Here is a 23,725-nt window from a genome sequence, read left to right as displayed (position 1 = left end):
AAAAATGAAAGTAAGTATTTTAATGATTACCTATAATCATGAAAATTATATTGCCCAGGCAATCGAAAGTATTTTAATGCAGCAAACTAATTTTGAATATGAAGTTGTTATAGGGGAAGATTGTTCTACAGATAATACACGCCAAATTATTATTGATTACCAAAATAAGTATCCAGAAATAATTCGGTTGTTATTGCCTGATAAAAATCTTGGTATGCACAAAAACTTTATCCAAACGTTGCAAGCTTGCCAAGGTCAGTATATTGCAATTTTAGAAGGTGATGATTACTGGACTTCTAGCGAAAAATTACAAAAACAAGTAGATTTTTTAGATAAAAACCTAGACTTTGCTATATGTTTTCACAATGTATTAGTATTTTGGCAAGATAATAGTTACTCACCTGCAATTTTTCTACACAATCAGCCAAAAACGTCTACTATAGAAAATTTGTTAATAAACAATTTTATTTCCACTCCTTCAGTAATGTATCGTGCTGGTTTAGTACAAAAATTTCCTGATTGGTTTTATGAACAAAGTATGGGAGATTGGACTTTCCATATTTTAAATGCACAGCATGGAAAAATAGGATATATTGATGAAGTTATGTCAGCATATAGGATTCATGCAAAAGGAGTATGGTCTGGTAAAAGCCGAGAATACCAAATAAAAGAAACTATTAGAATGCTTGAGACTATAAAATATGATTTTAATTCTCAACATCAAGCAATTATAAATACATCAATAAAATTTTATTCTCAACAACTAGCCAGTGTCTTAAAGGATAAAGAATCAATTGATTCTTCATCTGTTGATTTGAAAGAATATTTACAGTTAAGAAATACCAATTTAATTATTTTTCCAGATTGGAATAAATCGGATGAATTATTATGTGAAAATTTAGCAAATCTTATTAAAGGATTAAACAGTCATATTAATAAGCATGAAATAACTTTACTAATATGTACTAATAATATCAGTGAAGAAAATGCCAGCTTGTATATATCTACTATAGTTATGAATCTTTATATGGAGGAAGAAATAGAAGTAAGTGAGGAAGTACAAATTTCTTTTACCGGGAATCTAAGTCAAATTAAATGGCGGAATCTCATACCTCTTATTACAGGAAAAATAGTTTTCACTGAAGAAGACGAACAAGTAATTTATTCATCTGGATTAGAAACAATTCCGGCTCTTACTTGGGAAGATTTTAGTGCTAAAAGTTTAATTTTATCTACTTTTGACAAACCTTATAAATTGAATATTGGGTGCGGACATATTAAATTTGATAATTGGATAAATATAGATATAGATAAAAATAAAAAAGCTGTTGATTTAGTTTGTAATGCTGCACAAAAACTTCCTTTTGATGATGATTCCTGTGCATTGATATATAATGAGCATTTTTTAGAGCATTTGACAGTTGAAGAAGCTAGATTTTTTCTCCGCGAGTGTTACCGTGTTTTACAGCCAGGGGGAATATTACGTATAGCTATGCCTTCTTTAGAGTATGTTGTACAGAAATACAATTCTGAAGAGTGGCAAAATCAAGAATGGTTGAATTGGCCAGAATTCAAGTTTATTAAAACTCGTGCCGAAATGCTAAATATTTCTTTTCGTTGGTGGGGTCATCAGTGGCTTTACGATAGAGAAGAGTTAAATCGTAGACTTTTTGAAACAGGTTATACCAATATCAAGGATGTTGCATGGGGATTGAGTGATATACCTGAGCTAAGGAATCGTGAAACTAGAGCAGATTCATTGCTTATATGTGAAGCTCAATTACTAGATAAAAATCAATTAAATAAATCACAGCAACAAACTGCTTACAAGAAAACTAATTTCTTACAAAGCCAACCGTTAGTTAGTATTTGTATTCCTACTTTTAATGGTGAAAATTTTGTTGCAGAAGCTATTAATAGTGTTATATGCCAAACCTACCCAAATATAGAAATTATTTTATCTGATGATAATTCTGCTGATAGAACAGTTGAGATTGCTAAATCATTTAACCAAAAATCATCCTTCGATTTCTCAATTCTTGAACATAACCAATTTGGACTAGCTCAAAATTGGAACTTTTGTATTTCTCAAGCTAAAGGTAAATATATAAAGTTTTTATTTCAAGATGATTTATTAGAGTCAACTGCTATTGAAGAAATGGTTAATTTGGCTGAACAAGATGAAGAGATAGGTTTGGTTTTCTCACCGCGAACACTCTTCACTAATACTGGCACCACCGTCTATGATTCAAACTTTTTAATGCATCACGAAGCTAAAGATGTACATAAAGCTTGGTCAACATTAAAAACAATTCAATCAGGACAGCAACTTTTGCTAGATCAAAATATACTTGACAATCCAATTAATAAAATTGGAGAGCCAAGCACAGTACTAATTAGAAAAGATGTTTTTGATAAAGTAGGATTATTTAACTCTGAGTTTTGTCAACTTGTAGATTTGGAAATGTGGCTCAGAATTATGAGCCAATACAAAGTTGGTTTTGTCGATCAAGTTTTATCTCACTTTAGGATACACCCACAACAACAAACTCGTCGCAATACGGCTTTAAAGGATGCTATTTTATTAGATTATCAAAAATTGTTTCAGACGATTTACAGCGATCAACGATATCCTCAAGCAACGAGACAACAAGCACTTTATAGATACGCAGCTTTAAGTGAACAAAATGAAGAATTGCATCAGTTGCGAAAACAAATAGCAGAAGAATGTCTAAATGCTTCAGACGATCAGATAACAGATATGTATGTGGGTTTGCTAGGTAAAACACATAACATGTTAGTTAATAATAGCATCAAATATGAAAATTTGGCTAATGAAGAGCAGATTTTTGTTAATGATATCGTTACAAGTATATCTCAAGGTTTTGATCGGCCAAAAGCAATTCAGAGTTTACTAGCAGCTATGCTGTATTGCCGTGCTGACCAGTTAACATTACAGTGCGACCTCTCTCACATACCCCGTTGGTTAGTTCAGGATTATTTACAATTCCTATTTTCTTCCCCAGTTCACTTTCAAAAGCCGGGTGAAGCAGATAATTACTATTACTTTATGCAAGGATGGATTAATTATTTACACACATCAATATTACAAAATTATGATTCTCAATTGTGGGATAAAATAATTAGTATTTTTGTGTCTATTTATAATTTTATTCCACTATATTTTAATGAGCAGAATCTTAAAGATATCTATGTTAAACGTGCAGAAATTATAGAATATTTACTAACAATGAAGGGTTATGAGGTAGATTACGATTTTGCTGATAGACCTATAACCAGAAAAAAAATTCGTTTGGGTGTCCTGGCTGCACATTTTCTACCTGGTTCTGAAACATTTGCTTACCTACCTGTTTATGAATATATCAGTAGAGATTTTGAAGTAATTTTGTACTCTCTTAATCAAAGTGGTCATCAACTAGAGCAATATTGCCAAAGCTGTGCCAACTCTTTTAAACTACTACCACAAAATTTAGAAGAACAGGTAAATATTATTCGTGCTGATGATCTCGATATATTATTTATTGCTACCAATGTGACGGCAGTAACCAATCAAATCTGCTTCTTATCAATGCATCGGTTAGCCAGAATACAAATCACAAGTGGCGGATCTGTGGTAACAACAGGAATACGGCATATAGATTATTACATTTCTGGTACGCTAACCGATCCATCACCAACGGCAGAACAGCAATATAAAGAAAAGTTAGTGAAACTTGAAGGGTCTGCTCATTGCTTTAGTTATGGTAATGAAGAAGAAAATATAACTGTCAAAGTCGATCGAGAAAGTTTAGGTATATCCGAAGAAACAGTTATTTTTATCTCTGGTGCTAACTTCTTTAAAATTATCCCGGAACTAATTAATACTTGGGCAAAAATAATTTCTGGAGTTTCTAACTCTGTTTTAGTGCTTCTGCCATTTGGCCCGAATTGGTCAAACAATTATCCTAAAAAAGCCTTTGTAAATCAGTTAATTAAAGTATTTTCAAAGCATGGAATACCAGCAGAACAATTAATAGTTTTAGATCCTCAGCCAGTGCCAAATCGACAAGAAGTTAAAGAATACTTTAAAATTGCGGATATTTATCTAGATTCTTTTCCATTTTCTGGAACAACTTCTTTGATAGAACCACTACAGGTTAATTTACCAGTAATTGCTAGACGGGGAACTAGTTTTCGCTCTGCAATGGGGGCTGCAATGGTGCAAGCATTAAATATACCTGATTTAGTCGCAGATAGTGAAGAGTCTTATATACAGTTAGCAGTTGCACTCGGCAATAACCCTGAGTTTTGCCAACAAAAGAGCGCCCAGATCAAGGAAAAAATGCAAGCTAATCCTAGTTTTCTAGATAGCCGCGCTTACTCAGCTAAAATAGGCAGCCTCTTTCAAGAACTATTTAGTAAATATCTTGCAGATACTCTGAGTCAAAATTTCCGCTTAGGAGATATTAATCTAATTATTTTCCCAGACTGGTTACAGCCAGAAGATTTACTATATCAAGATTTAGCAAGTGTCATTTCTACTCTCACCACTCACCCAGATAAAAGCCACATAACTCTTCTCATAGATACTCAAAATATTTCTGAAGAAGAAGCCGATATGCTTTTATCGTCTTTGACCATGAATTTACTCATGGAAGATGATGTAGATATAACTGAAGGGCCAGAAATTTCTCTGCTTAGTAAGATGAGTGATACACAATGGAAAACTCTTTTGCTTAGAATTCATACTCGAATTACTTTAGCAACAGATAATCACCAGGCGATCGCACAAGCCAAAGCAGAAACTCTTCCATCCTGCGATGTAGATAGCTTAAGTTTGTAGCAAGCACTTTACTGATTATTAAACAACGTTATAAGGATGCAATGCCAAGGGAAAAACAATAATGACACAGGAACCCGTTTTTGAAGAAAGCAGTGGCAACGTATTTGCTGACCTCGGTTTGTCGAATGCTTCAGAACTTTTTACGCGGGGCAAGATAGGGATTGAAGTACTTCGCCTCCTCTCTCAACGCAATTTGAAACAGCGCGAAATTAGCGAACTTCTTGGCATTCCCCAACCAGAAGTATCTCATTTGATGAAAGGAGAGTTTCAACGGTTCAGTGAAGGCAAACTCCTCATTTTCCTCAAGCGACTCGATACGGAAATCACTTTGCATCTTCGCCCTCATCATACGTCGGGCCAATCTGCTGAAACTGTGATCTCGCTATAGGGCAAAATTCGCCTACGCGGGTTAAAAACCTTACAGTCCACGGAGGTGGACTTTGCTTGTGTAGTGGTAAATCATATATCGCTTTTCATTTGGATGCAATACACTCTAACCTCTCTTTTACAAGGAGAGAGGCATTTGAATTTTACTCCCCTTCCCTTGTAGGGAAGGGGGTGGGGGTTAGGTCTGTATTCCATGCGATTGAGAACCGCTATAGTTCTGCCACATTTGTTCGTAAGCTTTCTCCATTTCACGGGTAAACTGCTTACCATTCCACAACGGGGCTGTTTGCCGAGATGCTTTCAGCTTCAAAGCGACTTGCTGACGTAAAGCCTCATCCTTCCCCAAGCGCACACCCCATTCTATATACTCTTCATCTGTCCAGGCAATACCTTCTGTGATACCCGCATTCACCATCATGGTGTAGCTGTTACGCGCTGCAAATTGTTCGCCAACTCTTGTCACTAAAGGAATACCCATCCACAATGTTTCTAAGGTTGTTGTCGCTCCGTTGTAGGGAAATGTATCTAATACAATATCAGCAATGCCTAAATTAGCACGATGAACTGACTCTGAATGAACTTGTGGTAAAAATCGTAACCGAGAACAATCTACACCTTCTTCTTCGGCAATTTGGTAAAAGAAGCGTTTAATTGTTTCCTGTTCAGCAAGTCCCTTAATCAAAAAGTAGCTGTTAGGTACTTGTTTAATAATTTGCATTTGCCACTTTGTCGTTTCTGGATGGCGTTTATATCCTCTTTGGGCGCTGAGATATACAACGGCATCCATAGGAATATCCAAGTCATCGCGGCGGAGAGTTGGTACACCAACTTCAAAACCATCTACTGCGATGTAAGTTTGAGGTAATCGCCAGATTTTTTCTGTATAGTAATCTTGTGCATCATCTGGCAGTACATAAGGATCTGCAATAAAGTAATCAATTGCAGGTATGCCTGATGCATCCCACCCCAGCCAAGTAACTTGAATGGGGGCTGGCTTGAGTGCCATCACTTCACTAGTAATATCTAGAGTGATGCTATCAAGGTCAATTAAAATATCAATTTCATCTTGATATATCTGGTCAGCAATTTCTAGACCATTCATACCTAATTGACGTGCTTTTCCTGCCTGACCTAAATACCAGTCCTGGAGATAGTCATTTACTAATTTATAGTTAACAAAATAAGTATGAATGTCAAATTTATCTCGATTATGATGCTGAAATAGCCAGCGAGCTAGCCAACCAACAGAATGATTTCTTAAAGCGTAAGATATATAACCAATTTTTAATTTTTTTGAATTAGTAGTTAAAGAGGAATGATTAATAATTTGGCGATCGTAGTTTTTTTCTTTTGATTTAGCAATAGCTTGAAGAGCGTGATTAAAAATTTCAGCTACTTTATTATGAATAGCTCGGAATTCAGCAGGAGTATCTTTAATGTGAGGTATCGCAAAAGATGGTGTAAGCAACCGTAATATTCTTGCTTCTTCTAAAGCAATTGGTTTGGCTTGGATAAACTTTTTATATACAGTTTCTAACTCTTGACAAGTTGTACATATTTCTTGCCAATATCCCCCTGCTGACATTAGACCTCTTAACAGCAAATGGAGTGCAAAAATTTTATCAGCCAAGCCTTCTGATAAGGAATAACACAACTTAGCTGTCTCTATACCCTGGGAATAATTACGAGCATCTTGATAAAAAATCGCTAAATGCCGCAAAATTTCTACATTTTCTGGCTCCAATCGTAAATGCAATTCCAGAAGAGATGATGCTAGTACAGGCTGTAGTAAAGTATGACCAATTTGCAGAGCAGCCGTAAGCAGTATATCGAAGCATTGATAAATATCAGAAAAGTAAGGTAAACAAGCTTCTGCTAAATCTAAATTTATTGGATGTAAAGGAATAGTACTTAAAACTTCTTGTAAAACTTGTGTTAATAGTTCGGTATTGACATTTGCACTTTGCTTTTCATTTAAAAATTTAATTAATCCCCACTCACGCAAATCATCAATTTCTTCCAATTTTTCGAGTTTGAGAGAAAGCAATAAAATCTGGAGTAAATTATTGATATCACTAGGATTAATTTCCCGCATATGCTGACGAATTAACCAGGCTATGGAGTATTGCCTTAGATTTTCGCGCCTTTCTGCTTCTATTTGCAAAAATTCAAACAGTTCAATTGTCCAAATTTCTAAATGCTTTTCGTCTGCCTCTGTCATTGGCAGCATCCAAGTCATTTGAGCTTCTGCCTCTTGACCTTGTAATAATAATATCAATCCTAAATGCCAATAATATGAAACAGCATTTGGTTCTATAGCAATTGCTTGCTCATATAATTTTGACGATTCCAGATAGTTTTCTTGAATGAAGTATTCTTCAGCCTGATTTTGCCAATTATATGTATTAGTAATCATTGTGATTGTTGGGGAAAAGTGTATGGGTAATATATTGTGAATGACTCACATTATGGAAATAAAGTGGATAGAAAAATCTACCCACTTTAAAAAATACATAATTTAGTTAAATGCAAACTACATAAAGAATTAGTTTTGCGATGAAGTGGCTTAACCGAACTATATTCTTACGTAGTAAATCATGTTTCTACTTATTTCAAAGAGGTAAAGTTGGCGGGGCAACTAGGTCCGTTTGCAGTATATGTAGCTGCTGCTACATCTGCACCAGTGTTAACTCTTGCCTGATTTGCTTCACATAAAATAGCTATGGTAGTAGCTTCACTTGTAGCAGCTTGTGTTGCTATACCCACACCACCAACATAACTTTTGAGAGGTGCATTATCAATTACTGTTTTTGCTTGGTTAGTTACAATACTGGCACTAGCACCACCACCATCAATTTTGTATATGTAATTTGTGGTTTGTGTTGCCACACCAAGACCTAACTTACCAAAGTCAGCTTGAGCTGCAAATGCGTTCTGTTCTAAGTAAAAAGCTTGCTGGGCACGGTTCATCGAACCTGTATAAGTTTTAGCTTCTGACTGCTTGGCTTTGTTAGCTTGGTTCAAGAAAGAAGGTAGAGCGATCGCAGACAAAATACCGATGATGATAATTACTACTAGTAATTCAATAAGTGTAAAACCCTCATTTTCATTCTTTTTGTTGAGGATGTGTTGGAGAAACTTAGCTTTTAATTCGGTTTTCATAAGTGTTTTCCTGGAGTAGGAAGTGCTTGGGTGTTCTAGATGTAACTTACCCAGCTGCGATCGCTTTCCTATCACCTCCAGAAAAAAAGTTTGAGGAGATACAATTACACGATCCAGAATCCTTGCATCCGAAATGACACAAACATCACTAAATCTCTGCTGTTGACCAAGGGTGAGATTCTCAACTTCGATTGTGAGAGTATCTTATTCAAACTCAGGTGGCCACAGTTCTGATATTGCCAGTTCCCAACCTGGCAGCAAGTCTGGTAGTGTGAGGATGTCGCCATTGTGCATCACCACTGGATCTTGATTTATTCGATAAACCGTTACTGTCAATTTGTCAGGGTCAATCAATATACCGACTGTAGACCCAAGTTGCAAGAATAGCTGAATCTTCTCTTCAAGTGGTTTGATTCTGTCACTTTTAGATTTAATCTCAACCATCAAGTCTGGAACCAACTCTACAAAATCGCGCTTGGTCTTCTTCAATCGTTCAGCTTTAACAAAAGACACATCAGGGGCACGCAAGTTTCTTTTTTCCGAGTCGTCCTCTTCTATATTCGGTAGAATAAATCCTGCGCTAGAACCAGTTATACGTCCTAGCTTGCGCGACATTACCCAGTTATTCAAAAAGGTAATTAGACGAGCGCCAATTTCCTCTGACTCGTAATCTGATGGCCCCATAACTATGATTTTCCCCTCTACCAGCTCCATCTGCCATTCTGGATGCTCGGTTTGTAGCTGCTCTAAGTCTGTAATAGTAAAAGACATAACACGACAGCAAATACTCTTATAGCTATCATAAATACTCCTCGCACATCAAGCGGCAACATATAAGCGCTGTCTCTGTATTCCCGATTTTTCTAACTTGCGATCGCTTCCCATCTGACGTAGCCAATCACAGTTTATTATGCTATATTAAGCGTAGTCGTTATGAGTTCGTATATTTTCATGACTAACACAACTGTAGAAAACTTGGTAATTATCGGTTCTGGCCCAGCAGGGTACACAGCCGCCATCTATGCTGGACGCGCTAACTTGAAACCCGTTGTATTTGAGGGTTTCCAAGCTGGGGGTTTACCTGGTGGGCAACTAATGACAACGACGGAAGTTGAAAATTTTCCTGGATTTCCTAAAGGAATTACCGGGCCGGAACTGATGGATCAAATGAAGGCGCAAGCGGAGCGGTGGGGGGCTGAACTATATACTGAAGATGTTATCTCAGTTGACTTGAGTCAGCGTCCATTTACAGTGCGATCGCAAGAAAGGGAAATTAAAACCAACAGTATCGTCATTGCTACGGGTGCAACAGCAAAGCGTTTGGGTTTACCCAACGAACACGAATTTTGGAGTCGGGGTATTTCCGCTTGTGCAATTTGCGATGGTGCAACACCAATTTTCCACGGCGCAGAATTGGCTGTGATTGGTGCTGGTGACTCGGCGGCAGAAGAGTCAATTTACCTCACTAAATACGGTTCTAAGGTAAATATGTTGGTACGCACCGATAAAATGCGGGCTTCTAAAGCTATGCAAGACCGCGTTTTGAACAACCCGAAAATCCAAGTGCATTGGAACACAGAAGCCGTAGATATCTTCGGTAACGGTCACATGGAAGGGGTGAAAGTCCGCAATACTAAAACTGGTGAAGAGAGCCAACTGCACGCTAAGGGTTTATTTTACGCCGTTGGTCACAGTCCCAATACCTCTCTATTTAAAGGACAATTAGAACTGGATGAGATAGGTTACGTTGTCACTAAGCCTGGTTCTGTAGAAACCAGTGTAGAAGGCGTTTTTGCTGCTGGCGACGTACAAGACCATGAGTTTCGGCAAGCAATCACGGCTGCGGGTACTGGCTGTATGGCGGCAATGTTGGCAGAACGTTGGTTGTCATCTAGTGGCTTGATTCAAGAATTCCATCAACAACCAGAAACAGCAGATAATGAATTAGAACATCAGCCAGCCAAAAAAACTGAAGCTGAGGAAGAAGCTGGATTTAATTTGGATGGGACGCGCCATCAGGGAGGTTATGCTTTACGGAAATTGTTCCATGAAAGCGATCGCTTACTCCTGGTTAAATACGTTTCTCCTGGTTGTGGCCCTTGTCATACCCTGAAGCCAATTTTAAATAAAGTGGTGGATGAATTTGATAGCAAGATTCACTTTGTGGAAATTGACATCGACAAAGACCGAGATATTGCTGAAAATGCTGGTGTGACAGGAACGCCAACGGTTCAATTGTTCAAAAATAAGGAACTGGTGAAGGAAGTCAAAGGCGTGAAGCAAAAGAGCGAATATCGCCAGTTGATTGAAAGTAATCTTTGAGATAGTAGGTATTGGACAGTTCCCAATATCCAACACCTGCCATAGCCCAATACGTTTGGATTATAAGTTATTGGTGTAGATAATTGGTATTTTAAGACGCGATAAATCGCGTCTCTACATCAGGGTTTTGTTGCTCATTCTGAACTGTATTGCATCATAGCCGACAACTTTACTGCTCATTTTTTGCATCTTGATACAGGTGCAAAGAATGAGTCTATCTTCTAAATTGAGCTAATTAATATTAATTATCTTGATGAGGATCGCTTGTACTTTGATCGGTTTCTAGGAGGCGTGAAATAAGCATCTCTGGTTTTCTACTAATAATAGACCTAACTTTATCAATAGCAATTACTTCACTGATTTTCACAACCATTTCCCAGAAAGTATCCTCCTCTGTATCTTTGTTGTAAGTTCTATGTTTAAAGGACAATAAATCATCCCAAACTCCGATAATTGTGGCGAAATACCACTTATCTCTCACTAGTATCCAGATTTCTTGTTCTAAGTAAGTCTGTAGAAGAGGTTTCACAATGACTAAGATAATAAAAAATATTGTGCTACATATTAATTAAGTATTAACAGCCAAGACCACAGTTAAAATACTGAAAGTGTGTCAAAAAAATTAAAGGCTGCATCATCAAGAGGACTGATTCGTTGATAAAGATTATCGCGAATATTGTAGGACTCTGAATCGTAGTTAAAAGCACTGGCAAAAATCAGGCATAATTTCACCTCTAACTCAGTCTATATCTGTATCCACGTGAAGTAGTCGGACTTTTATTTAAAGATGTTTACGCAATCCCCTATCTAAATATGTAAAATGGTCAGCGTATCAAGCTTTGCTCCAGGCGATCGCTTTATGGCCATTACAAAACGGCGACTACCAACATTTTTACAGTTTGGCAAAAGTCTCAATCTTTCGCAAAAACTCATGCTCATCGGGTTAGCCATCACCCTATTTTTCATCTTCCTAGCATTTTTCGCTCCTGTATTGCAAGCTTGGGGATGGCTGCAAAACCCCAAAGATTTTCTCTCTAATCCAATTCACGAGCCACCCTCAGCTAAACATTGGTTTGGTACTAGTCGCCTGGGTTATGATGTATTCTCCCGGACATTGTTCGGCGCTCAAGCTGCTTTGCAGGTGGTAATTTTGGCAACGGCACTGAGTATGATTATCGGTGTGCCTTTGGGGATGCTGAGTGGTTATCTCGGCGGTAAATTGGATAAAGTGCTGCTATTTATTATGGATAGCATCTACACCTTACCGGGACTACTGCTGTCTGTGACACTGGCCTTTGTGGTGGGTCGTGGGATATTGAATGCAGCGATCGCTATTAGCATTGCTTACATCCCCCAATATTACCGCGTTGTTCGTAACCACACCGTTAGCGTGAAAACCGAAGTGTTCATCGAAGCTGCTCAAGCAATGGGCGCTTCCACTTGGGTTGTGCTTTCTCGTTATTTGTTTTTCAACGTCATTCAAAGCGTACCCGTCCTATTCACGCTCAACGCCGCTGATGCGATTTTGGTGTTGGGCGGTTTGGGCTTTTTGGGGTTAGGACTTCCCGAAGAAGTGGCAGAATGGGGACACGATTTAAAACAAGCCCTAGAAGCTCTACCTACTGGTATTTGGTGGACTACACTTTTTCCTGGTTTAACGATGACATTCATGGTGGTAGGGTTATCACTACTTGGTGAAGGGTTAAATGAATTTGTCAATCCTCGATTACGGAGAGAAAATAGAATCCGACAATAGTCATTGGTCATTGGTCATTGGTCATTGGTCATTAGTCATTGGTCAGTAGAGACGCGATTAATCGCGTCTGTACAATGGTCATTAATTTTAGACAAAGGACAAAGGACAAAGGACAAAGGACAAATGACAAATAAACAATACAGAGATTTGTATGAAAGATAATCTAACGTTAATTGCTGCCGCCACTGGCGGGTTTATCCTTTCTGTTGCTCTTGCTGGTATCTTAAGAGGTGCGCCAATTACAGCTTGGCAAGAGCAATCTAGTGTTCGTACTATGACTGTTGCTAATTTACGAGTCGCACCCAATAGGACAGAAAATTTAGAATATTTTCGTGCCAAATCCTAAAACCCTGACGAATTGTTGATTTTGAACTCGACGATCGCCAATAGGCAATGGGTGATAACTGTTCACCAATTACCAATGCCTCATACCCAATTACAAATGACAAATGACAAATGACAAATGACAAAATTCAAGTAATTGGCATTGATGTCGGGGGAACGGCAATTAAGCTGGGGCGTTTTGCAGATGATGGTACTTGTCTGCAATCTTTAACTGTGGTATCTCCTCAACCAACAACGCCGGAAGCGGTGTTGGCGGTTCTGCTAGATGCGATCGCTCAAATCGATCCAGATAATCAAGCTGTTGCGATTGGTGTTGGTACTCCTGGCCCATCCGATGCCGCAGGACGGATTGCTAAAATCGCCATTAACTTGCCTGGATGGATCGACGTGCCTTTAGCAGACTGGTTAGAAGCTAAAACTGGCAAACCGACTGCGATCGCTAATGATGCTAATTGCGCTCTTTTGGGAGAAGCTTGGCTGGGAGCTGGTCGCCACTTTCAAAATCTGATTCTGCTAACTTTAGGTACTGGGGTTGGTGGCGCAATTATCCTTGATGGCAAACTATTTATTGGACATCAAGGAGCCGCCGGGGAATTGGGTTTAATTTCCTTAAATCCTGATGGCCCAATTTGTAATAGTGGCAATCGAGGCTCTTTGGAACAATATGCCTGTGCTACTGCAATTCGCCGCCGCACTCTCAAGGAACCCATCGAATTGGGTTTTCTTGCCCAACAAGGAGATGCCGCAGCATTGACTTTTTGGCAAGAATATGGTGCTAATTTGGGAATTGGTTTGACGAGTTTGATTTATGTACTCACACCACAAGCGATCGTGATTGGTGGCGGTATCAGTGGTAGCTTTGAGTTTTTCTTACCAAGTGTGAAGGCAGAAATTGAGAAGCGAGTGCAGCCTTTATCGCGAGAGGGTTTACAGATATTGCCAGCGGAGTTAGGCAATTTTGCTGGGATAGTAGGTGCAGCAAAGTTGGCATGGCAAAACTATTCAAGATTTTAAATTATGGTTCAAACAACCCCAGCTAGAGACATCTGTCTTTACAAATTAGAAGAAAAATTAAGCTCTAACTACGAGGTAATTTAATTAATTTTACATTACGTAACATAGTTTAATTTATTCTTGCCCACTTACTTAGCAATTCTAACTGATGTTGAAAAGTGAGTGAAAAGCAACTATTTAAGCTTGAATAAACGCTATGTAATGTCAGAAGATGCAGTAAAGATGTTTTTCTGGCAATAAATCATAAAATGAGCATGTTATTCAGAACCAAAGCCAGTCCAATGGCTAAAGGCTTGAAGAATCAGCAAAGAGTCAAGCAAACTTTTACCATAATGGTAATAAGAGCTAGCCATCGCTACGTACTAGTGGCATTGATACTCAGCTTGATAATTCTTGCCTGCATTAACATCTTAAAATCTAACCAATCTTCAGTCACCGAATCTCCTCTTAACAGTAAAGTCCTGAAGATTTGGTCAGATAAAGGTTATACCTTGGAAGAGGATGAAGCGCTTCAGAAGATCATTAGTAACTGGGAACAACAAAGCGGCAACAAAATTAAACTTACTTTCTATACTAACGATGAATTGCCACAAAAGACTCAAAGGGCACTTCAGGCAGGTAATTCACCCGATCTCGTCATAAATAGCAGTGCTGAGAGGGAGCTGTATCCACGTCTTGCCTGGGAAGGTAAATTGGCAGATGTCTCTGATGTAATTGAGCCAGTCAAAAGTATTTATTCTGAAGGTGTGTTGGAAGCAGTTCGTTTATATAACAACGTTGATAAAAAACCGAGTTACTATGCAGTCCCAATTAATCAATTAACAATTCACATCTTTTACTGGCGAGACTTACTAGAGAAAGTAGGTCGAACTCAAAGCGATATCCCTAAAGATTGGGATGCTTTCTGGGAGTTTTGGAAACAAGTGCAGGATGATTTGCGCGCACAGCAAAAACAGAATATTTACGGGTTAGGCTTTCCTTTCTCCACTGGTTCTACGGATACCTACTACTTATTTGAGCAGATTTTAGAGGCATACAATGTCCAAATTTTAGACTCCAAGGGTCAACTTCTGCTCAACGATCCCAAGGTGTATCAAGGTATTGTTAAAAGCTTAGAGTGGTATGCGAAATTTTTCCAGCAAGGCTACGTACCACCAGACGCAGTAAACTGGTTAAATCCAGACAATAATCGCAGCTTACTCAATCGTGGCGTGGTTATGACGCCTAACAGTTCGCTCTCGATTTCTGCTGCTGTCCGCCAAGATTCTGACACCTATCGTCACAAGCTTGGTATTCTAGAATTTCCGAACAAACCTAATGGTAAACCGATGCGCTTCTTAGTCTCGATTAATGAAATAGTTTTGTTTGCCGAGTCTAAAAACCAAAAGGCAGCCAAAGAGTTTCTCGCATATTTAATTAAACCTGAAATAATAGGAAACTATCTCAAAGCTACCGGAGGTCGGTATCTACCAGTAATGAAGTCTGTTTGGAAAGATCCTTTTTGGACAAATCGAGCAGATCCTCATCTTTCCACTGCAACTCAAACACTAACTAAAGATACTCGTCCATTTTATATTGTCCAAAACCCTGCTTACAGCCTAGTTTTAGAAGAGAATGTTTGGGGTAAAGCTGTTAATGAAATAGTTGTCAATAGCATATCTCCAGAAGAAGCAGCAGACACGGCAATTGAGCGGATAAAACAAATTTTTGATGAATGGTAGTGAGCTATTTTATTGTTACCTTGTGTTCTGCTACACAGTAATTTCAAGACAAAGAATATCCTGTTGCTTTTTGAACGTATTTCACAACTTTTTCATAAGATTCAGGATTACTCACAGGGTTGATGATAATAGGAATAGTGCCATCTGGCAACCAAAAAGTTATCCTGCCATTCGGTTCGTGACAAAAGGAACTGATGCAGTTGAGATTAATGACATATTCATTTTTTTCGTAAATTATTTTCACCCAGTGGGCACGCTCTAATTCTAATCCTGTCACACATTCTAAATAATCGAGAATTTTTTGATAATCTTCCAGGTTATTTTGTGGGTTAATTATTATGGGAATGGCACTATCGGGTAGCCAAAAAGTAACTCTGCCATTCAGTTCATAACAAAAAGCATGGACACGTTCAAAATTTACTACATATTCTTTCCTCTCGTAAAGGATTTTCACCCAGTACGCCACAACATCTCCTCAAGTCCGAAATTTACGAATGATGCACCCTGGATATCCAAATCTACTGAAGTCTTAAGTTAATGTTGCAATTAATTTTGAATTTTGAATTTTGAATTTTGAATTGTTATGACACCTCCAATGGTGTTGGTGTGCTAGATCTCGAAAGAGAAAGAGCGATCGCTGTTTGAATGAATCCTTTAAATAAAGGATGAGGTGTACTGGGGCGTGATTGAAATTCTGGATGAAATTGGCAAGCAAGAAAGAATGGATGCTTGGGTAATTCCACAATTTCAACTAAACGTCCATCAGGAGAAGTACCACTAATTACATAGCCAGACTTTAACAACAAATCGCGGTAAGCATTGTTGAACTCATAGCGATGTCGATGTCGTTCATAAATCACATCTTCTTGATAGAGCTTAAAAGCTAAAGTATCAGGGAGAACACGACAAGGATATAATCCTAAGCGCATTGTACCCCCTAAATCCACAACTTCCTGCTGTTCTGGCAATAAATTAATTACCGGATCGGTTGTGTAAGGGTCAAATTCAGCACTATTAGCACCTGTTAATCCCCCTACGTTTCTGGCCCACTCAATCACAGAACATTGCATACCCAGGCATAAACCCAAAAAGGGAATTTGGCGATCGCGGGCGTATTTAATGGCGGCAATTTTACCATCGACTCCTCGAACCCCGAAACCTCCTGGTACAACTATGCCATCGACACCTTTAAGATAATTTTCGGCTGGTTCAGTTTCCAATTCTTCTGAATTTATCCAACGCAGGCGCAGTTTGCCATAAGTGGAGATTGCAGCATGGTTGAGCGCTTCTACTACAGATAGATAGGCATCACTTAACTGCACATATTTACCAACAATGGCAATTTCTACCTCGTGCTTGGGACTATGCAAACGTTGTACTAGGGTTTGCCACTGCGTCAAATCTGGTTTACGTTGTTCCATTTGCAGCAAGTTCAGCACTTGTTCTGCCATTCCTTCCCGTTCTAGATTTAGGGGTACTTCATAGATACTTTTGGCATCTTGGGAAGTGATGACGCATTCTTCCGGCACATCGCAAAATCCCGACAATTTCTGCTTTAATCCCTTGGGTAAAGGGCGATCGCTCCGACAAACTAAAATATCCGGTTGAATGCCAATGGATCTGAGTTCTTTAACTGAATGCTGTGTCGGCTTAGTTTTCATTTCACCCGCAGAGGCAATCCACGGTACCAGTGTTACGTGCATATACAGCACATTCTGCCGCCCCACCTCTTTACGGAACTGGCGAATTGCTTCCAAAAACGGCAGCGATTCAATATCTCCTACCGTCCCGCCGATTTCTGTAATTACTACAGAAGGGTTTGTACTTTTAGCAACTCGCAGAATCCGGTCTTTAATTTCATTGGTAATATGAGGAATTACCTGTACAGTACCGCCATTGTAATCTCCGCGCCGTTCTTTATTGATGACTGCCTGGTAAATTGAACCAGTAGTCACACAATTTAGGCGCGACATTGAGGTATCGGTAAAGCGTTCGTAATGCCCCAAGTCCAAATCTGTTTCCGCACCATCTTGGGTAACGAATACTTCCCCATGCTGAAAGGGACTCATCGTCCCAGGATCGATATTGATATAAGGGTCGAGTTTGAGAATCGACACCGAATATTCGCGCGACTTGAGCAAACGCCCTAAACTTGCTGCTACAATGCCCTTACCAATACTGGAAACTACGCCTCCAGTAACAAAGATAAACTTAGTCATAGTAGTTTGAATTTCTAACAACTTCTAAAAATACATCCCGTCATTGTGCCACAGTTGTTGTGGTGTCATCTTCTGTGATTTGCTGTGAAAAACCTCTTAGGATTAGTAATATTAGGCTGTATTCTCACCTCCTCGGTAGCATTGGCAGAGCCATCTCTTATAGTCGTTTTTCCCCAGACAAACTACCAGACAAGTGCCCAAAAAATCTTTTTTCTGGGCACTGCACCACCAGATGGTCAGGTTTTGATCAATAGTAAGCCAATTACCCGCAGCAAAGCTGGTCATTTTTCCCCTAGTTTCCCCTTGCAGTTGGGGGAGAATCTTTTTACTGTGCGTTACCACAATCAAGAACTTAAAATTAAGGTGATCGGGCTTAACGCTAGCCCTGAACTACCACAGGGGGTAGCCTTTGCGAAAGATTCTCTTACTCCCGCAGTTGACATTGCCAGATTACCGGGAGAAGTAATTTGTTTTGGCGCAATCGCACCCCCTAACGCTAATGTTTCTGTAATCCTGGCTAATCAAACTATTGCCCTTTTACCACAACCTCAACAAGCACAACTACCAAATAATTTGGCAGCTTTGACAGGTCAAAATCAGCCTCATGCCCAGTCTAGCGTAGGCAATTATCAAGGTTGCACCACAGTGGCAACAGCTGCCGATCTAGGAAAACCTCAATTTCAACTGACACTTGACGGCAAGACGATAACTCAACCAGGATCTGGTAAGATTGAAATCCTCTCAAGAGCGCAATTGCCAGTTTTTGAGGTTACAGTAGAGTCAGGCGTTGCTCGTACTGGCCCTAGCACCGATTATTCGCGACTCACACCACTGCCCAAAGGCACACGCGCAACAGTTACAGGTAGGGAAGGTGAATGGTTGCGCCTAGATTACGGCGCTTGGATTAATAGTAAAGAAACCCGCATTCTACCTGGTGCAGTTCCGCCACAAACAATAATTCGCAGTGTCGGATACCGTCAACTCCCTAGTGCGACAGAAATAGTTTTCCCCTTGCAAGTTCCCGTACCTGTGAGCGTGCAACAAAGTGAGGGTGCTTTCGCTCTCACTCTCTACAATACCACTGCCCAAACGGACATAATTCGCCTGGATGATGACCCCCTAATTTATCGCCTAGACTGGCAACAGGAAGCCCCAGGACAAGTAAAATACACCTTTAACCTCAAAAAAGCTCAACAGTGGGGATATAAGCTGAGATACGACGGTACAACCCTGGTTTTGGCTTTGCGTCATCCGCCTAAAATCGGGAACACAAGACGCAAGCTTTTAGCTAATTTCAAGATTGTACTAGATCCAGGGCATGGCGGTAAAGAATCTGGTGCCAGTGGCCCAACTGGATATTTAGAAAAAGATGTGAATTTGGTGGTATCTAAGTTGCTGCGCGATGAGTTGGTGAAGGAAGGAGCAACGGTAGTAATGACACGGGAGGACGACAAGGAAGTTTCGCTAGTAGAACGTCAGGCAATTATCAGTCAAGAAGAACCTGCGATCGCTATTTCCATACATCACAATTCTCTACCCGATGATGGTGATGCCGAAAAAATTAAGGGATTCGGCGCATTTTGGTATCAACCCCAAGCCCACAACTTGGCAATGTTTTTACAGACCTATGTTGTTAAAAAACTCGGCAAACCTTCTTATGGTGTATTTTGGGATAATTTGGCGCTGACACGTCCGACAGCTGCACCATCGGTGTTACTAGAATTGGGTTTTATGAGTAATCCCGATGAATTTGAGCAGGTAGTGAACCCAGAAGAACAGAAGAAAATGGCAAAAGCGATCGCTCAGGGAATTACTGAGTGGTTTAAAAGTGTTAAATAAAATTGGAGAACTAGAGTTTTACCTTTGTATCTGGTGGAGTGCGATTAGCTAGTTTCTACTCAATGTTGCGATCGGTCTTTGTTCAAGCTTTTTGACTTTTATAGTGTATTGCCAAGCATAGCACTTGGTGCTACATAATAAGCGAAGATAATGACCATAGCATGATAATCTACAAAACCCGATGGTTTGACCGTTGGGCACGCAAAGAGGGTTTAAACGACCTCAGCCTCTGCGCGGCTGTAAACGAAATGACGGCAGGACTTTAGGAAGCAGATATAGGAGGGGACTGTTCAAAAAGCGGATTGCCCGCTCTGGACAAGGTAAGCGTAGTGGCTTTCGCACACTGGTGGCGACCAATAAGGGAGATTGCTGGTTTTTTGTTTTCGGCTTCCCGAAAAATGAGCGCAGTAACATTAACAAAAAAGAAGAAGAAGCATTAAAAAAGCTGACATCGGTGCTGTTATCTTACACGCTAGAGGATCTCGAAAAGGCCAAGCTGAAAGATGAATTGATGGAGGTAATTTGCAATGGCGAAGAAGAAATCAGCGATTCTTGAAGCCGTTCACGAAACGGCTACAGGGCTGCATAAGGCTGGACTAATGGATCAAACTACATTGCGTGAATTTGACAGTCTGTGTTTGTCTGAAATTGAACCGCTAGAACCTAAGCAAATTCAGGAAATACGCGAATCATCTCATGTCAGTCAGGCAGTATTTGCTGCGATTTTGAATACAAGTCTATCAACGGTTCAAAAGTGGGAAATCGGTCAAAAGCGTCCCAGTGGCACTGCTCTTAAGCTATTGCACCTAGTTAAGAAACGGGGATTGAATACCTTGATTGATTAAGGGGTCAACCCTGCATACTTGCTGGATGCGATCGCTCTCTTAATAAACTCAAAAATGCTTATCTAAACCAGCTTGTTTCAATACTCCATTTGCAGTATGATGTGATTTTATTTTACTATCAACTACAAAGTTATTATCTGTAATTGGGCTATACCAAATTTCATGATCTCCTTTTCCTTGCCTTTTAAAATAACATCCGGCTTCTGTTAAAAGTTTTTTAACTTCAGGAGTAAAGGAAACACTCATTAGCCAGCCATTTTGATTGATTCATGACGATGCGTTGTTAAGTATAAATCAATGTAATCTTTGTTGTCAGATTCAACTCTATTTAATTCAATAAGTTCTGGAATCATAGCTTTTAGTTTTGCTGTTAACATCTCAATAGTAGAAGCTTCTGTAACCAACCCAGGTAGATTATCACTGCTAGCTACCCAAACATTGACCTCAGAATCCCAAAAAGCGCTTACTTTGACAATAAAAGTATTCATAATTCGCTTTTTTAGCTATCGCACGTATGTAAACAATTTTAATTCAGAACTTTGAAAATTTTGCAAGTAACTTACAAAATCAGATACAATCTTGACTTGTTATCAGGTGCGTAGGCGTAGCCCTTCGGCTGCGCTCAGGAACCACCCGTCGTAGACATCGCTGATTTGCCTACTACGGTGAAACTAGTTGAAGTCTGTAGTAAGCTTTTGTCTGTGATTACTAAGTTTTTCGGCTTGCCAGCTTTGCGAACACAAACGCACCATCAGACTCTGGTAGTTGAGTGCGATCGGGAAACTGAGGCGGTATGGCAATATCACCAAGTGTTTCACTCATACTTTGAAAAGTATTGCAGCTATTTATTTAGTGCTTGAGGCTTCCCATAAGGTGTTACTAACTAGTATAACAGCTTGTTCTGTCTTGATTTCAGTGCTTTTACCCTGCCAGAACCGCTTTGATCGCGGGTAGAAATATATGAAATCTGATATTTTGAAACTGTATGTATTTTAAGTTAGGCGGCATAGTAGGTGCGATCGCTATTTTATTGAGTAATGGCAGTGCGTTCACCGGAGGTGTTGGCGTAGCCATCGCTCAAGATGCAGAAAGATATATCACTGTAGGGCATGATAAATTGGGAAACAGCGTAGCTCTGGACACAAAAACGATTAAGGGCACGATATACAAGCTTTACGGGATCTATGGAGATGGCATCTTCGAGACTACCTTTGATGCATCGTGCAAAGAATCGCGGCTGTTTCGCAATCGCATTGCGATTTACGGGCCAGAAGGACAGCTACTTGAAGAGGATAAAGAAAAAGGAGAAATCCCTTTTGTAGCAAGTTCTTCACCAGGCAAAGGTATGAAAATTGTATGTCAAAAGATTGGTGCAAGTGGTTGGTAGTTGCTCAATATTTTATAAGTGGGGAATGGGGAATAAGCAATGCCCAATGCCCAATTCCCAATTCCCAGGTAGAAAATACTAAGGACAAAACAACGTGTCACGCGTATCTCGTCCTGTAATCGGATTAGTTCCCTTGGCAAGTTTGCACAATTTTTTTTGCTCATCGGGACGCAGCAGCGTATCGGTAAAATCTGCCCCGTCAATGACTGCACCATCAAATCTGGCGTTAGCAGCAAAAGCACCCTCCAATAGTGCATTTGTCAAATTTGCTCTGACTAAACGAGCCGAGTCTAAAGTCGCATTTCTCAAATCAGAACCCTCCAAATTTGCAGACTCCAAATTTGCTGCAAAAAAACTGACGCCGTTCAAATTAGCGTGACTGAAGTTGCTCTGGCGAAGATTAGCTTTAGTAAAGCTAGAGTCTGTTAAATCACGTCCTGAAAAATCAGCCTCGACCAAAATTTCTTTGTTATATTCGAGTGCCAAAGCTGTTGGAGCAAAACCGACCGTTGCGCTGATGGCAATTATTCCCCACAGAAATAAGCTGAGTATGCTTGCCCAAATGTGATGGTCTGTTTTATACTTCAACCTCAACTTTGTTCGGGATAAGTCGAGTGTAGAACCCGTTGTGCGTAGGCGTAGACCGCCGCAGGCATCGCTTAACCTAGAATTCACAGAATTCATCATATTTTTAGTCAATGGCTAACCTTCCTCCATCTCATTATCCAGATATTGGTTCATTAGGAGAAGACCTAGTAGCCCAATGGTTGCAAGCTACAGGTTGGATAATTCTTCATCGTCGCTTTTCTTGTCGCTGGGGAGAAATTGATATCATCGCTGAATATGATAGAAAAGCAGAGGCAGCAGGGGAGCAGGGGAGCAGACGAGCAGTAGGAGAACTCAGCACTCAGCACTCAATATTGGCATTTGTTGAAGTCAAAACCCGTAGTTCAGGTAGTTGGGATGCCGGGGGAAGAAGCGCAATCACTCCACAAAAGCAAGCAAAAATCTGTCGTACAGCTGAAATATTCTTAGCCCAGTATCCTGAGAAGGCAGATTATTCTTGTCGATTTGATGTTGCTATTGTCTACTGTCAAAGGATATCAAAAAATCTGACTGGGGTTACAGCAAATCAGGAAGCTTTAGCTACTTCATCAGTACCCGGATATAAGTTTAAGCTGCAAGAATACATTCTGGCAGCTTTTGACTTTTCAATTGATAATGGTTAATTGGTAATCGATAAAATATCTTAATTACCAATGACCAATAATTTTGTAGTAGCGTTAGAACCAAATAGGCTTACGCTAAAGTTTCTGGACAGTAACCTAAGCCCCGGACAAACTGCTGCCGGAACGCTTCAATTTCGTCTCTTTCTGGGCTACCGTGAGAAACGATCGCTACCTGATAACGACGCATCACATCCACAGGGCACTGTCCAGCTTCCAAACTCCAAAGTGCCATTTGCACCCTCATTGGCGGCTCATAGCTAATTCCTAATTCATTTAGAAAAGCCCGAAAGTCGCCATCTTCTTGGGGCGAGACTTGACCTTTGAGTTTGATCCTAACCACCCAGCCATCAATTTGATGAATTACGGTGACGAACGAAACTGGTGTCTGGGGTCTAGCGTGGAGGTGTTGAACGACCCTCAGGGTTAGACTGGCATTTGCCAGATAGTACAAGTATTCCATGTTTGTTGGTGCTTGGGATCAAAGCCAATCCTACATATCTATATTCGTCAATCAGTGCCTGTTCCCGGTAGGGTAAAAGCCCCCGTTTTTAGATGGGGAGGTTTACCCAATTTTTATATTAATTTTTCCGTGTTACTTAATAGTAACAATCTTATAGCCTAGCGGCAAAACTGAGCGAAGATGCCTTAAAGTTCCA

The 23,725-nt window shown here is 39.8% G+C and carries 23 protein-coding genes; 13 read left to right on the top strand and 10 right to left on the bottom strand.

Going from position 1 to position 23,725, the window contains the following annotated elements:
* The first annotated feature begins 4 nt into the window (after positions 1 to 4).
* Together RMZ95_RS11065 and RMZ95_RS11060 are read left to right on the top strand one after the other, a co-directional pair.
* The gene (locus tag RMZ95_RS11065) at positions 5 to 4,843 is read left to right on the top strand and encodes a glycosyltransferase (RefSeq protein WP_322684561.1); all 4,839 of its coding nucleotides are present in this window, start codon (positions 5 to 7) and stop codon (positions 4,841 to 4,843) included.
* Between the two features lie 61 nt (positions 4,844 to 4,904).
* Complete coding sequence (locus tag RMZ95_RS11060) at positions 4,905 to 5,231, top strand: helix-turn-helix domain-containing protein (protein ID WP_322684562.1); 327 nt, start codon at positions 4,905 to 4,907, stop codon at positions 5,229 to 5,231.
* A 177-nt stretch (positions 5,232 to 5,408) separates the two neighbouring features.
* On the opposite strand, the gene RMZ95_RS11055 is transcribed toward RMZ95_RS11060, so the two are convergent.
* The 3 genes from RMZ95_RS11055 to RMZ95_RS11045 all read right to left on the bottom strand — a co-directional run bounded on the left by RMZ95_RS11055 (position 5,409) and on the right by RMZ95_RS11045 (position 9,163).
* Entirely contained in the window at positions 5,409 to 7,646 is a 2,238-nt protein-coding gene (locus tag RMZ95_RS11055) for a tetratricopeptide repeat protein (protein WP_322684563.1), read from the bottom strand.
* A gap of 191 nt (positions 7,647 to 7,837) precedes the next feature.
* Entirely contained in the window at positions 7,838 to 8,392 is a 555-nt protein-coding gene (locus RMZ95_RS11050) for a type IV pilin-like G/H family protein (RefSeq protein WP_322684564.1), read from the bottom strand.
* 204 nt (positions 8,393 to 8,596) lie between these two features.
* On the bottom strand, positions 8,597 to 9,163 hold the full coding sequence (locus RMZ95_RS11045; protein ID WP_322670429.1) for a Uma2 family endonuclease: 567 nt from the start codon (positions 9,161 to 9,163) through the stop codon (positions 8,597 to 8,599).
* 180 nt (positions 9,164 to 9,343) lie between these two features.
* Here RMZ95_RS11045 and trxB point away from each other — a divergent pair, with 180 nt between their 5' ends.
* Positions 9,344 to 10,714 carry a thioredoxin-disulfide reductase gene (gene trxB / locus RMZ95_RS11040; RefSeq protein WP_322684565.1) on the top strand — a complete coding sequence of 457 codons (1,371 nt, stop codon included), beginning with the start codon at positions 9,344 to 9,346 and terminating at the stop codon, positions 10,712 to 10,714.
* A 241-nt stretch (positions 10,715 to 10,955) separates the two neighbouring features.
* Here the strand turns inward: trxB and RMZ95_RS11035 are convergent, their stop codons facing one another.
* Positions 10,956 to 11,243 carry a hypothetical protein gene (locus tag RMZ95_RS11035; protein ID WP_322670427.1) on the bottom strand — a complete coding sequence of 96 codons (288 nt, stop codon included), beginning with the start codon at positions 11,241 to 11,243 and terminating at the stop codon, positions 10,956 to 10,958.
* A 330-nt stretch (positions 11,244 to 11,573) separates the two neighbouring features.
* On the opposite strand from RMZ95_RS11035, the gene RMZ95_RS11030 reads away from it, so the two are divergent.
* The 4 genes from RMZ95_RS11030 (at position 11,574) to RMZ95_RS11015 (ending at position 15,550) form a co-directional block, all read left to right on the top strand.
* Positions 11,574 to 12,470: an ABC transporter permease gene (locus RMZ95_RS11030; RefSeq protein ID WP_292726601.1), complete on the top strand. Its 897-nt coding sequence runs from the start codon at positions 11,574 to 11,576 to the stop codon at positions 12,468 to 12,470.
* 151 nt (positions 12,471 to 12,621) lie between these two features.
* Positions 12,622 to 12,816 (top strand): hypothetical protein, encoded by a 195-nt coding sequence (locus tag RMZ95_RS11025; protein ID WP_322670426.1) that lies wholly within the window; start codon positions 12,622 to 12,624, stop codon positions 12,814 to 12,816.
* Between the two features lie 110 nt (positions 12,817 to 12,926).
* Positions 12,927 to 13,829, top strand: a complete 903-nt coding sequence (locus RMZ95_RS11020) for an ROK family protein (protein ID WP_322684566.1) — start codon at positions 12,927 to 12,929, stop codon at positions 13,827 to 13,829.
* A 248-nt stretch (positions 13,830 to 14,077) separates the two neighbouring features.
* Positions 14,078 to 15,550 carry an ABC transporter substrate-binding protein gene (locus RMZ95_RS11015; RefSeq protein ID WP_322684567.1) on the top strand — a complete coding sequence of 491 codons (1,473 nt, stop codon included), beginning with the start codon at positions 14,078 to 14,080 and terminating at the stop codon, positions 15,548 to 15,550.
* Positions 15,551 to 15,593: 43 nt separating this feature from the next.
* Here RMZ95_RS11015 and RMZ95_RS11010 read toward each other — a convergent pair whose 3' ends face one another.
* On the bottom strand, positions 15,594 to 16,016 hold the full coding sequence (locus tag RMZ95_RS11010; RefSeq protein ID WP_322670423.1) for a hypothetical protein: 423 nt from the start codon (positions 16,014 to 16,016) through the stop codon (positions 15,594 to 15,596).
* A gap of 115 nt (positions 16,017 to 16,131) precedes the next feature.
* Complete coding sequence (locus RMZ95_RS11005) at positions 16,132 to 17,769, bottom strand: CTP synthase (protein ID WP_322684568.1); 1,638 nt, start codon at positions 17,767 to 17,769, stop codon at positions 16,132 to 16,134.
* Positions 17,770 to 17,853: 84 nt separating this feature from the next.
* Between RMZ95_RS11005 and RMZ95_RS11000 the strand changes: the two genes are divergently transcribed.
* From RMZ95_RS11000 to RMZ95_RS10985, 4 genes are all read left to right on the top strand, one after another.
* Positions 17,854 to 19,608, top strand: coding sequence for an N-acetylmuramoyl-L-alanine amidase (locus RMZ95_RS11000; protein ID WP_322684569.1), 1,755 nt, complete (start codon positions 17,854 to 17,856; stop codon positions 19,606 to 19,608).
* A 161-nt stretch (positions 19,609 to 19,769) separates the two neighbouring features.
* Positions 19,770 to 19,874, top strand: coding sequence for a type II toxin-antitoxin system RelE/ParE family toxin (locus RMZ95_RS10995; protein ID WP_322684570.1), 105 nt, complete (start codon positions 19,770 to 19,772; stop codon positions 19,872 to 19,874).
* Positions 19,838 to 20,164 carry a type II toxin-antitoxin system RelE/ParE family toxin gene (locus RMZ95_RS10990; protein WP_409882443.1) on the top strand — a complete coding sequence of 109 codons (327 nt, stop codon included), beginning with the start codon at positions 19,838 to 19,840 and terminating at the stop codon, positions 20,162 to 20,164. Before RMZ95_RS10995 ends, RMZ95_RS10990 begins: the two co-directional genes overlap by 37 nt.
* A complete protein-coding gene (locus tag RMZ95_RS10985; RefSeq protein ID WP_322684571.1) occupies positions 20,136 to 20,453 on the top strand; it encodes a DNA-binding transcriptional regulator in 318 nt (105 codons plus the stop codon). The genes RMZ95_RS10990 and RMZ95_RS10985 overlap by 29 nt, the downstream gene beginning before the upstream one ends.
* A gap of 48 nt (positions 20,454 to 20,501) precedes the next feature.
* On the opposite strand, the gene RMZ95_RS10980 is transcribed toward RMZ95_RS10985, so the two are convergent.
* Entirely contained in the window at positions 20,502 to 20,699 is a 198-nt protein-coding gene (locus RMZ95_RS10980; RefSeq protein WP_322684572.1) for a type II toxin-antitoxin system HicA family toxin, read from the bottom strand.
* Positions 20,699 to 20,941 (bottom strand): DUF1902 domain-containing protein, encoded by a 243-nt coding sequence (locus RMZ95_RS10975; RefSeq protein WP_322684573.1) that lies wholly within the window; start codon positions 20,939 to 20,941, stop codon positions 20,699 to 20,701. The genes RMZ95_RS10980 and RMZ95_RS10975 overlap by 1 nt, the downstream gene beginning before the upstream one ends.
* Before the next feature lie 497 nt (positions 20,942 to 21,438).
* On the opposite strand from RMZ95_RS10975, the gene RMZ95_RS10970 reads away from it, so the two are divergent.
* Positions 21,439 to 21,840 carry a hypothetical protein gene (locus RMZ95_RS10970; RefSeq protein WP_322670416.1) on the top strand — a complete coding sequence of 134 codons (402 nt, stop codon included), beginning with the start codon at positions 21,439 to 21,441 and terminating at the stop codon, positions 21,838 to 21,840.
* Positions 21,841 to 21,918: 78 nt separating this feature from the next.
* Here the strand turns inward: RMZ95_RS10970 and RMZ95_RS10965 are convergent, their stop codons facing one another.
* On the bottom strand, positions 21,919 to 22,524 hold the full coding sequence (locus RMZ95_RS10965; RefSeq protein ID WP_409882441.1) for a pentapeptide repeat-containing protein: 606 nt from the start codon (positions 22,522 to 22,524) through the stop codon (positions 21,919 to 21,921).
* Positions 22,525 to 22,538: 14 nt separating this feature from the next.
* Here RMZ95_RS10965 and RMZ95_RS10960 point away from each other — a divergent pair, with 14 nt between their 5' ends.
* A complete protein-coding gene (locus RMZ95_RS10960; protein WP_322684575.1) occupies positions 22,539 to 23,069 on the top strand; it encodes a YraN family protein in 531 nt (176 codons plus the stop codon).
* Between the two features lie 70 nt (positions 23,070 to 23,139).
* Here the strand turns inward: RMZ95_RS10960 and RMZ95_RS10955 are convergent, their stop codons facing one another.
* Positions 23,140 to 23,529: a hypothetical protein gene (locus tag RMZ95_RS10955; RefSeq protein ID WP_012412259.1), complete on the bottom strand. Its 390-nt coding sequence runs from the start codon at positions 23,527 to 23,529 to the stop codon at positions 23,140 to 23,142.
* Positions 23,530 to 23,725 lie beyond the last annotated feature (196 nt).

This window comes from Nostoc sp. DedQUE07, assembly GCF_034530975.2.
Lineage (GTDB): Bacteria > Cyanobacteriota > Cyanobacteriia > Cyanobacteriales > Nostocaceae > Nostoc.
Note: the sequence above shows the minus strand (reverse complement) of the source record. Positions and strands in the feature narration are given on the sequence as shown.

Bases quoted from the DNA above. Each gene is read 5' to 3' on its own strand.
- RMZ95_RS11065 (WP_322684561.1), top strand. From the start codon at position 5: ATGAAAGTAAGTATTTTAATGATTACCTATAATCATGAAAATTATATT.
- RMZ95_RS11060 (WP_322684562.1), top strand. From the start codon at position 4,905: ATGACACAGGAACCCGTTTTTGAAGAAAGCAGTGGCAACGTATTTGCT.
- RMZ95_RS11055 (WP_322684563.1), bottom strand. From the start codon at position 7,646: ATGATTACTAATACATATAATTGGCAAAATCAGGCTGAAGAATACTTC.
- RMZ95_RS11050 (WP_322684564.1), bottom strand. From the start codon at position 8,392: ATGAAAACCGAATTAAAAGCTAAGTTTCTCCAACACATCCTCAACAAA.
- RMZ95_RS11045 (WP_322670429.1), bottom strand. From the start codon at position 9,163: ATGTCTTTTACTATTACAGACTTAGAGCAGCTACAAACCGAGCATCCA.
- trxB (WP_322684565.1), top strand. From the start codon at position 9,344: ATGACTAACACAACTGTAGAAAACTTGGTAATTATCGGTTCTGGCCCA.
- RMZ95_RS11030 (WP_292726601.1), top strand. From the start codon at position 11,574: ATGGCCATTACAAAACGGCGACTACCAACATTTTTACAGTTTGGCAAA.
- RMZ95_RS11025 (WP_322670426.1), top strand. From the start codon at position 12,622: ATGAAAGATAATCTAACGTTAATTGCTGCCGCCACTGGCGGGTTTATC.
- RMZ95_RS11020 (WP_322684566.1), top strand. From the start codon at position 12,927: ATGACAAATGACAAAATTCAAGTAATTGGCATTGATGTCGGGGGAACG.
- RMZ95_RS11015 (WP_322684567.1), top strand. From the start codon at position 14,078: ATGAGCATGTTATTCAGAACCAAAGCCAGTCCAATGGCTAAAGGCTTG.
- RMZ95_RS11005 (WP_322684568.1), bottom strand. From the start codon at position 17,769: ATGACTAAGTTTATCTTTGTTACTGGAGGCGTAGTTTCCAGTATTGGT.
- RMZ95_RS10995 (WP_322684570.1), top strand. From the start codon at position 19,770: ATGATAATCTACAAAACCCGATGGTTTGACCGTTGGGCACGCAAAGAG.
- RMZ95_RS10985 (WP_322684571.1), top strand. From the start codon at position 20,136: ATGGCGAAGAAGAAATCAGCGATTCTTGAAGCCGTTCACGAAACGGCT.
- RMZ95_RS10980 (WP_322684572.1), bottom strand. From the start codon at position 20,699: ATGAGTGTTTCCTTTACTCCTGAAGTTAAAAAACTTTTAACAGAAGCC.
- RMZ95_RS10975 (WP_322684573.1), bottom strand. From the start codon at position 20,941: ATGAATACTTTTATTGTCAAAGTAAGCGCTTTTTGGGATTCTGAGGTC.
- RMZ95_RS10970 (WP_322670416.1), top strand. From the start codon at position 21,439: ATGTATTTTAAGTTAGGCGGCATAGTAGGTGCGATCGCTATTTTATTG.
- RMZ95_RS10965 (WP_409882441.1), bottom strand. From the start codon at position 22,524: ATGAATTCTGTGAATTCTAGGTTAAGCGATGCCTGCGGCGGTCTACGC.
- RMZ95_RS10960 (WP_322684575.1), top strand. From the start codon at position 22,539: ATGGCTAACCTTCCTCCATCTCATTATCCAGATATTGGTTCATTAGGA.
- RMZ95_RS10955 (WP_012412259.1), bottom strand. From the start codon at position 23,529: ATGGAATACTTGTACTATCTGGCAAATGCCAGTCTAACCCTGAGGGTC.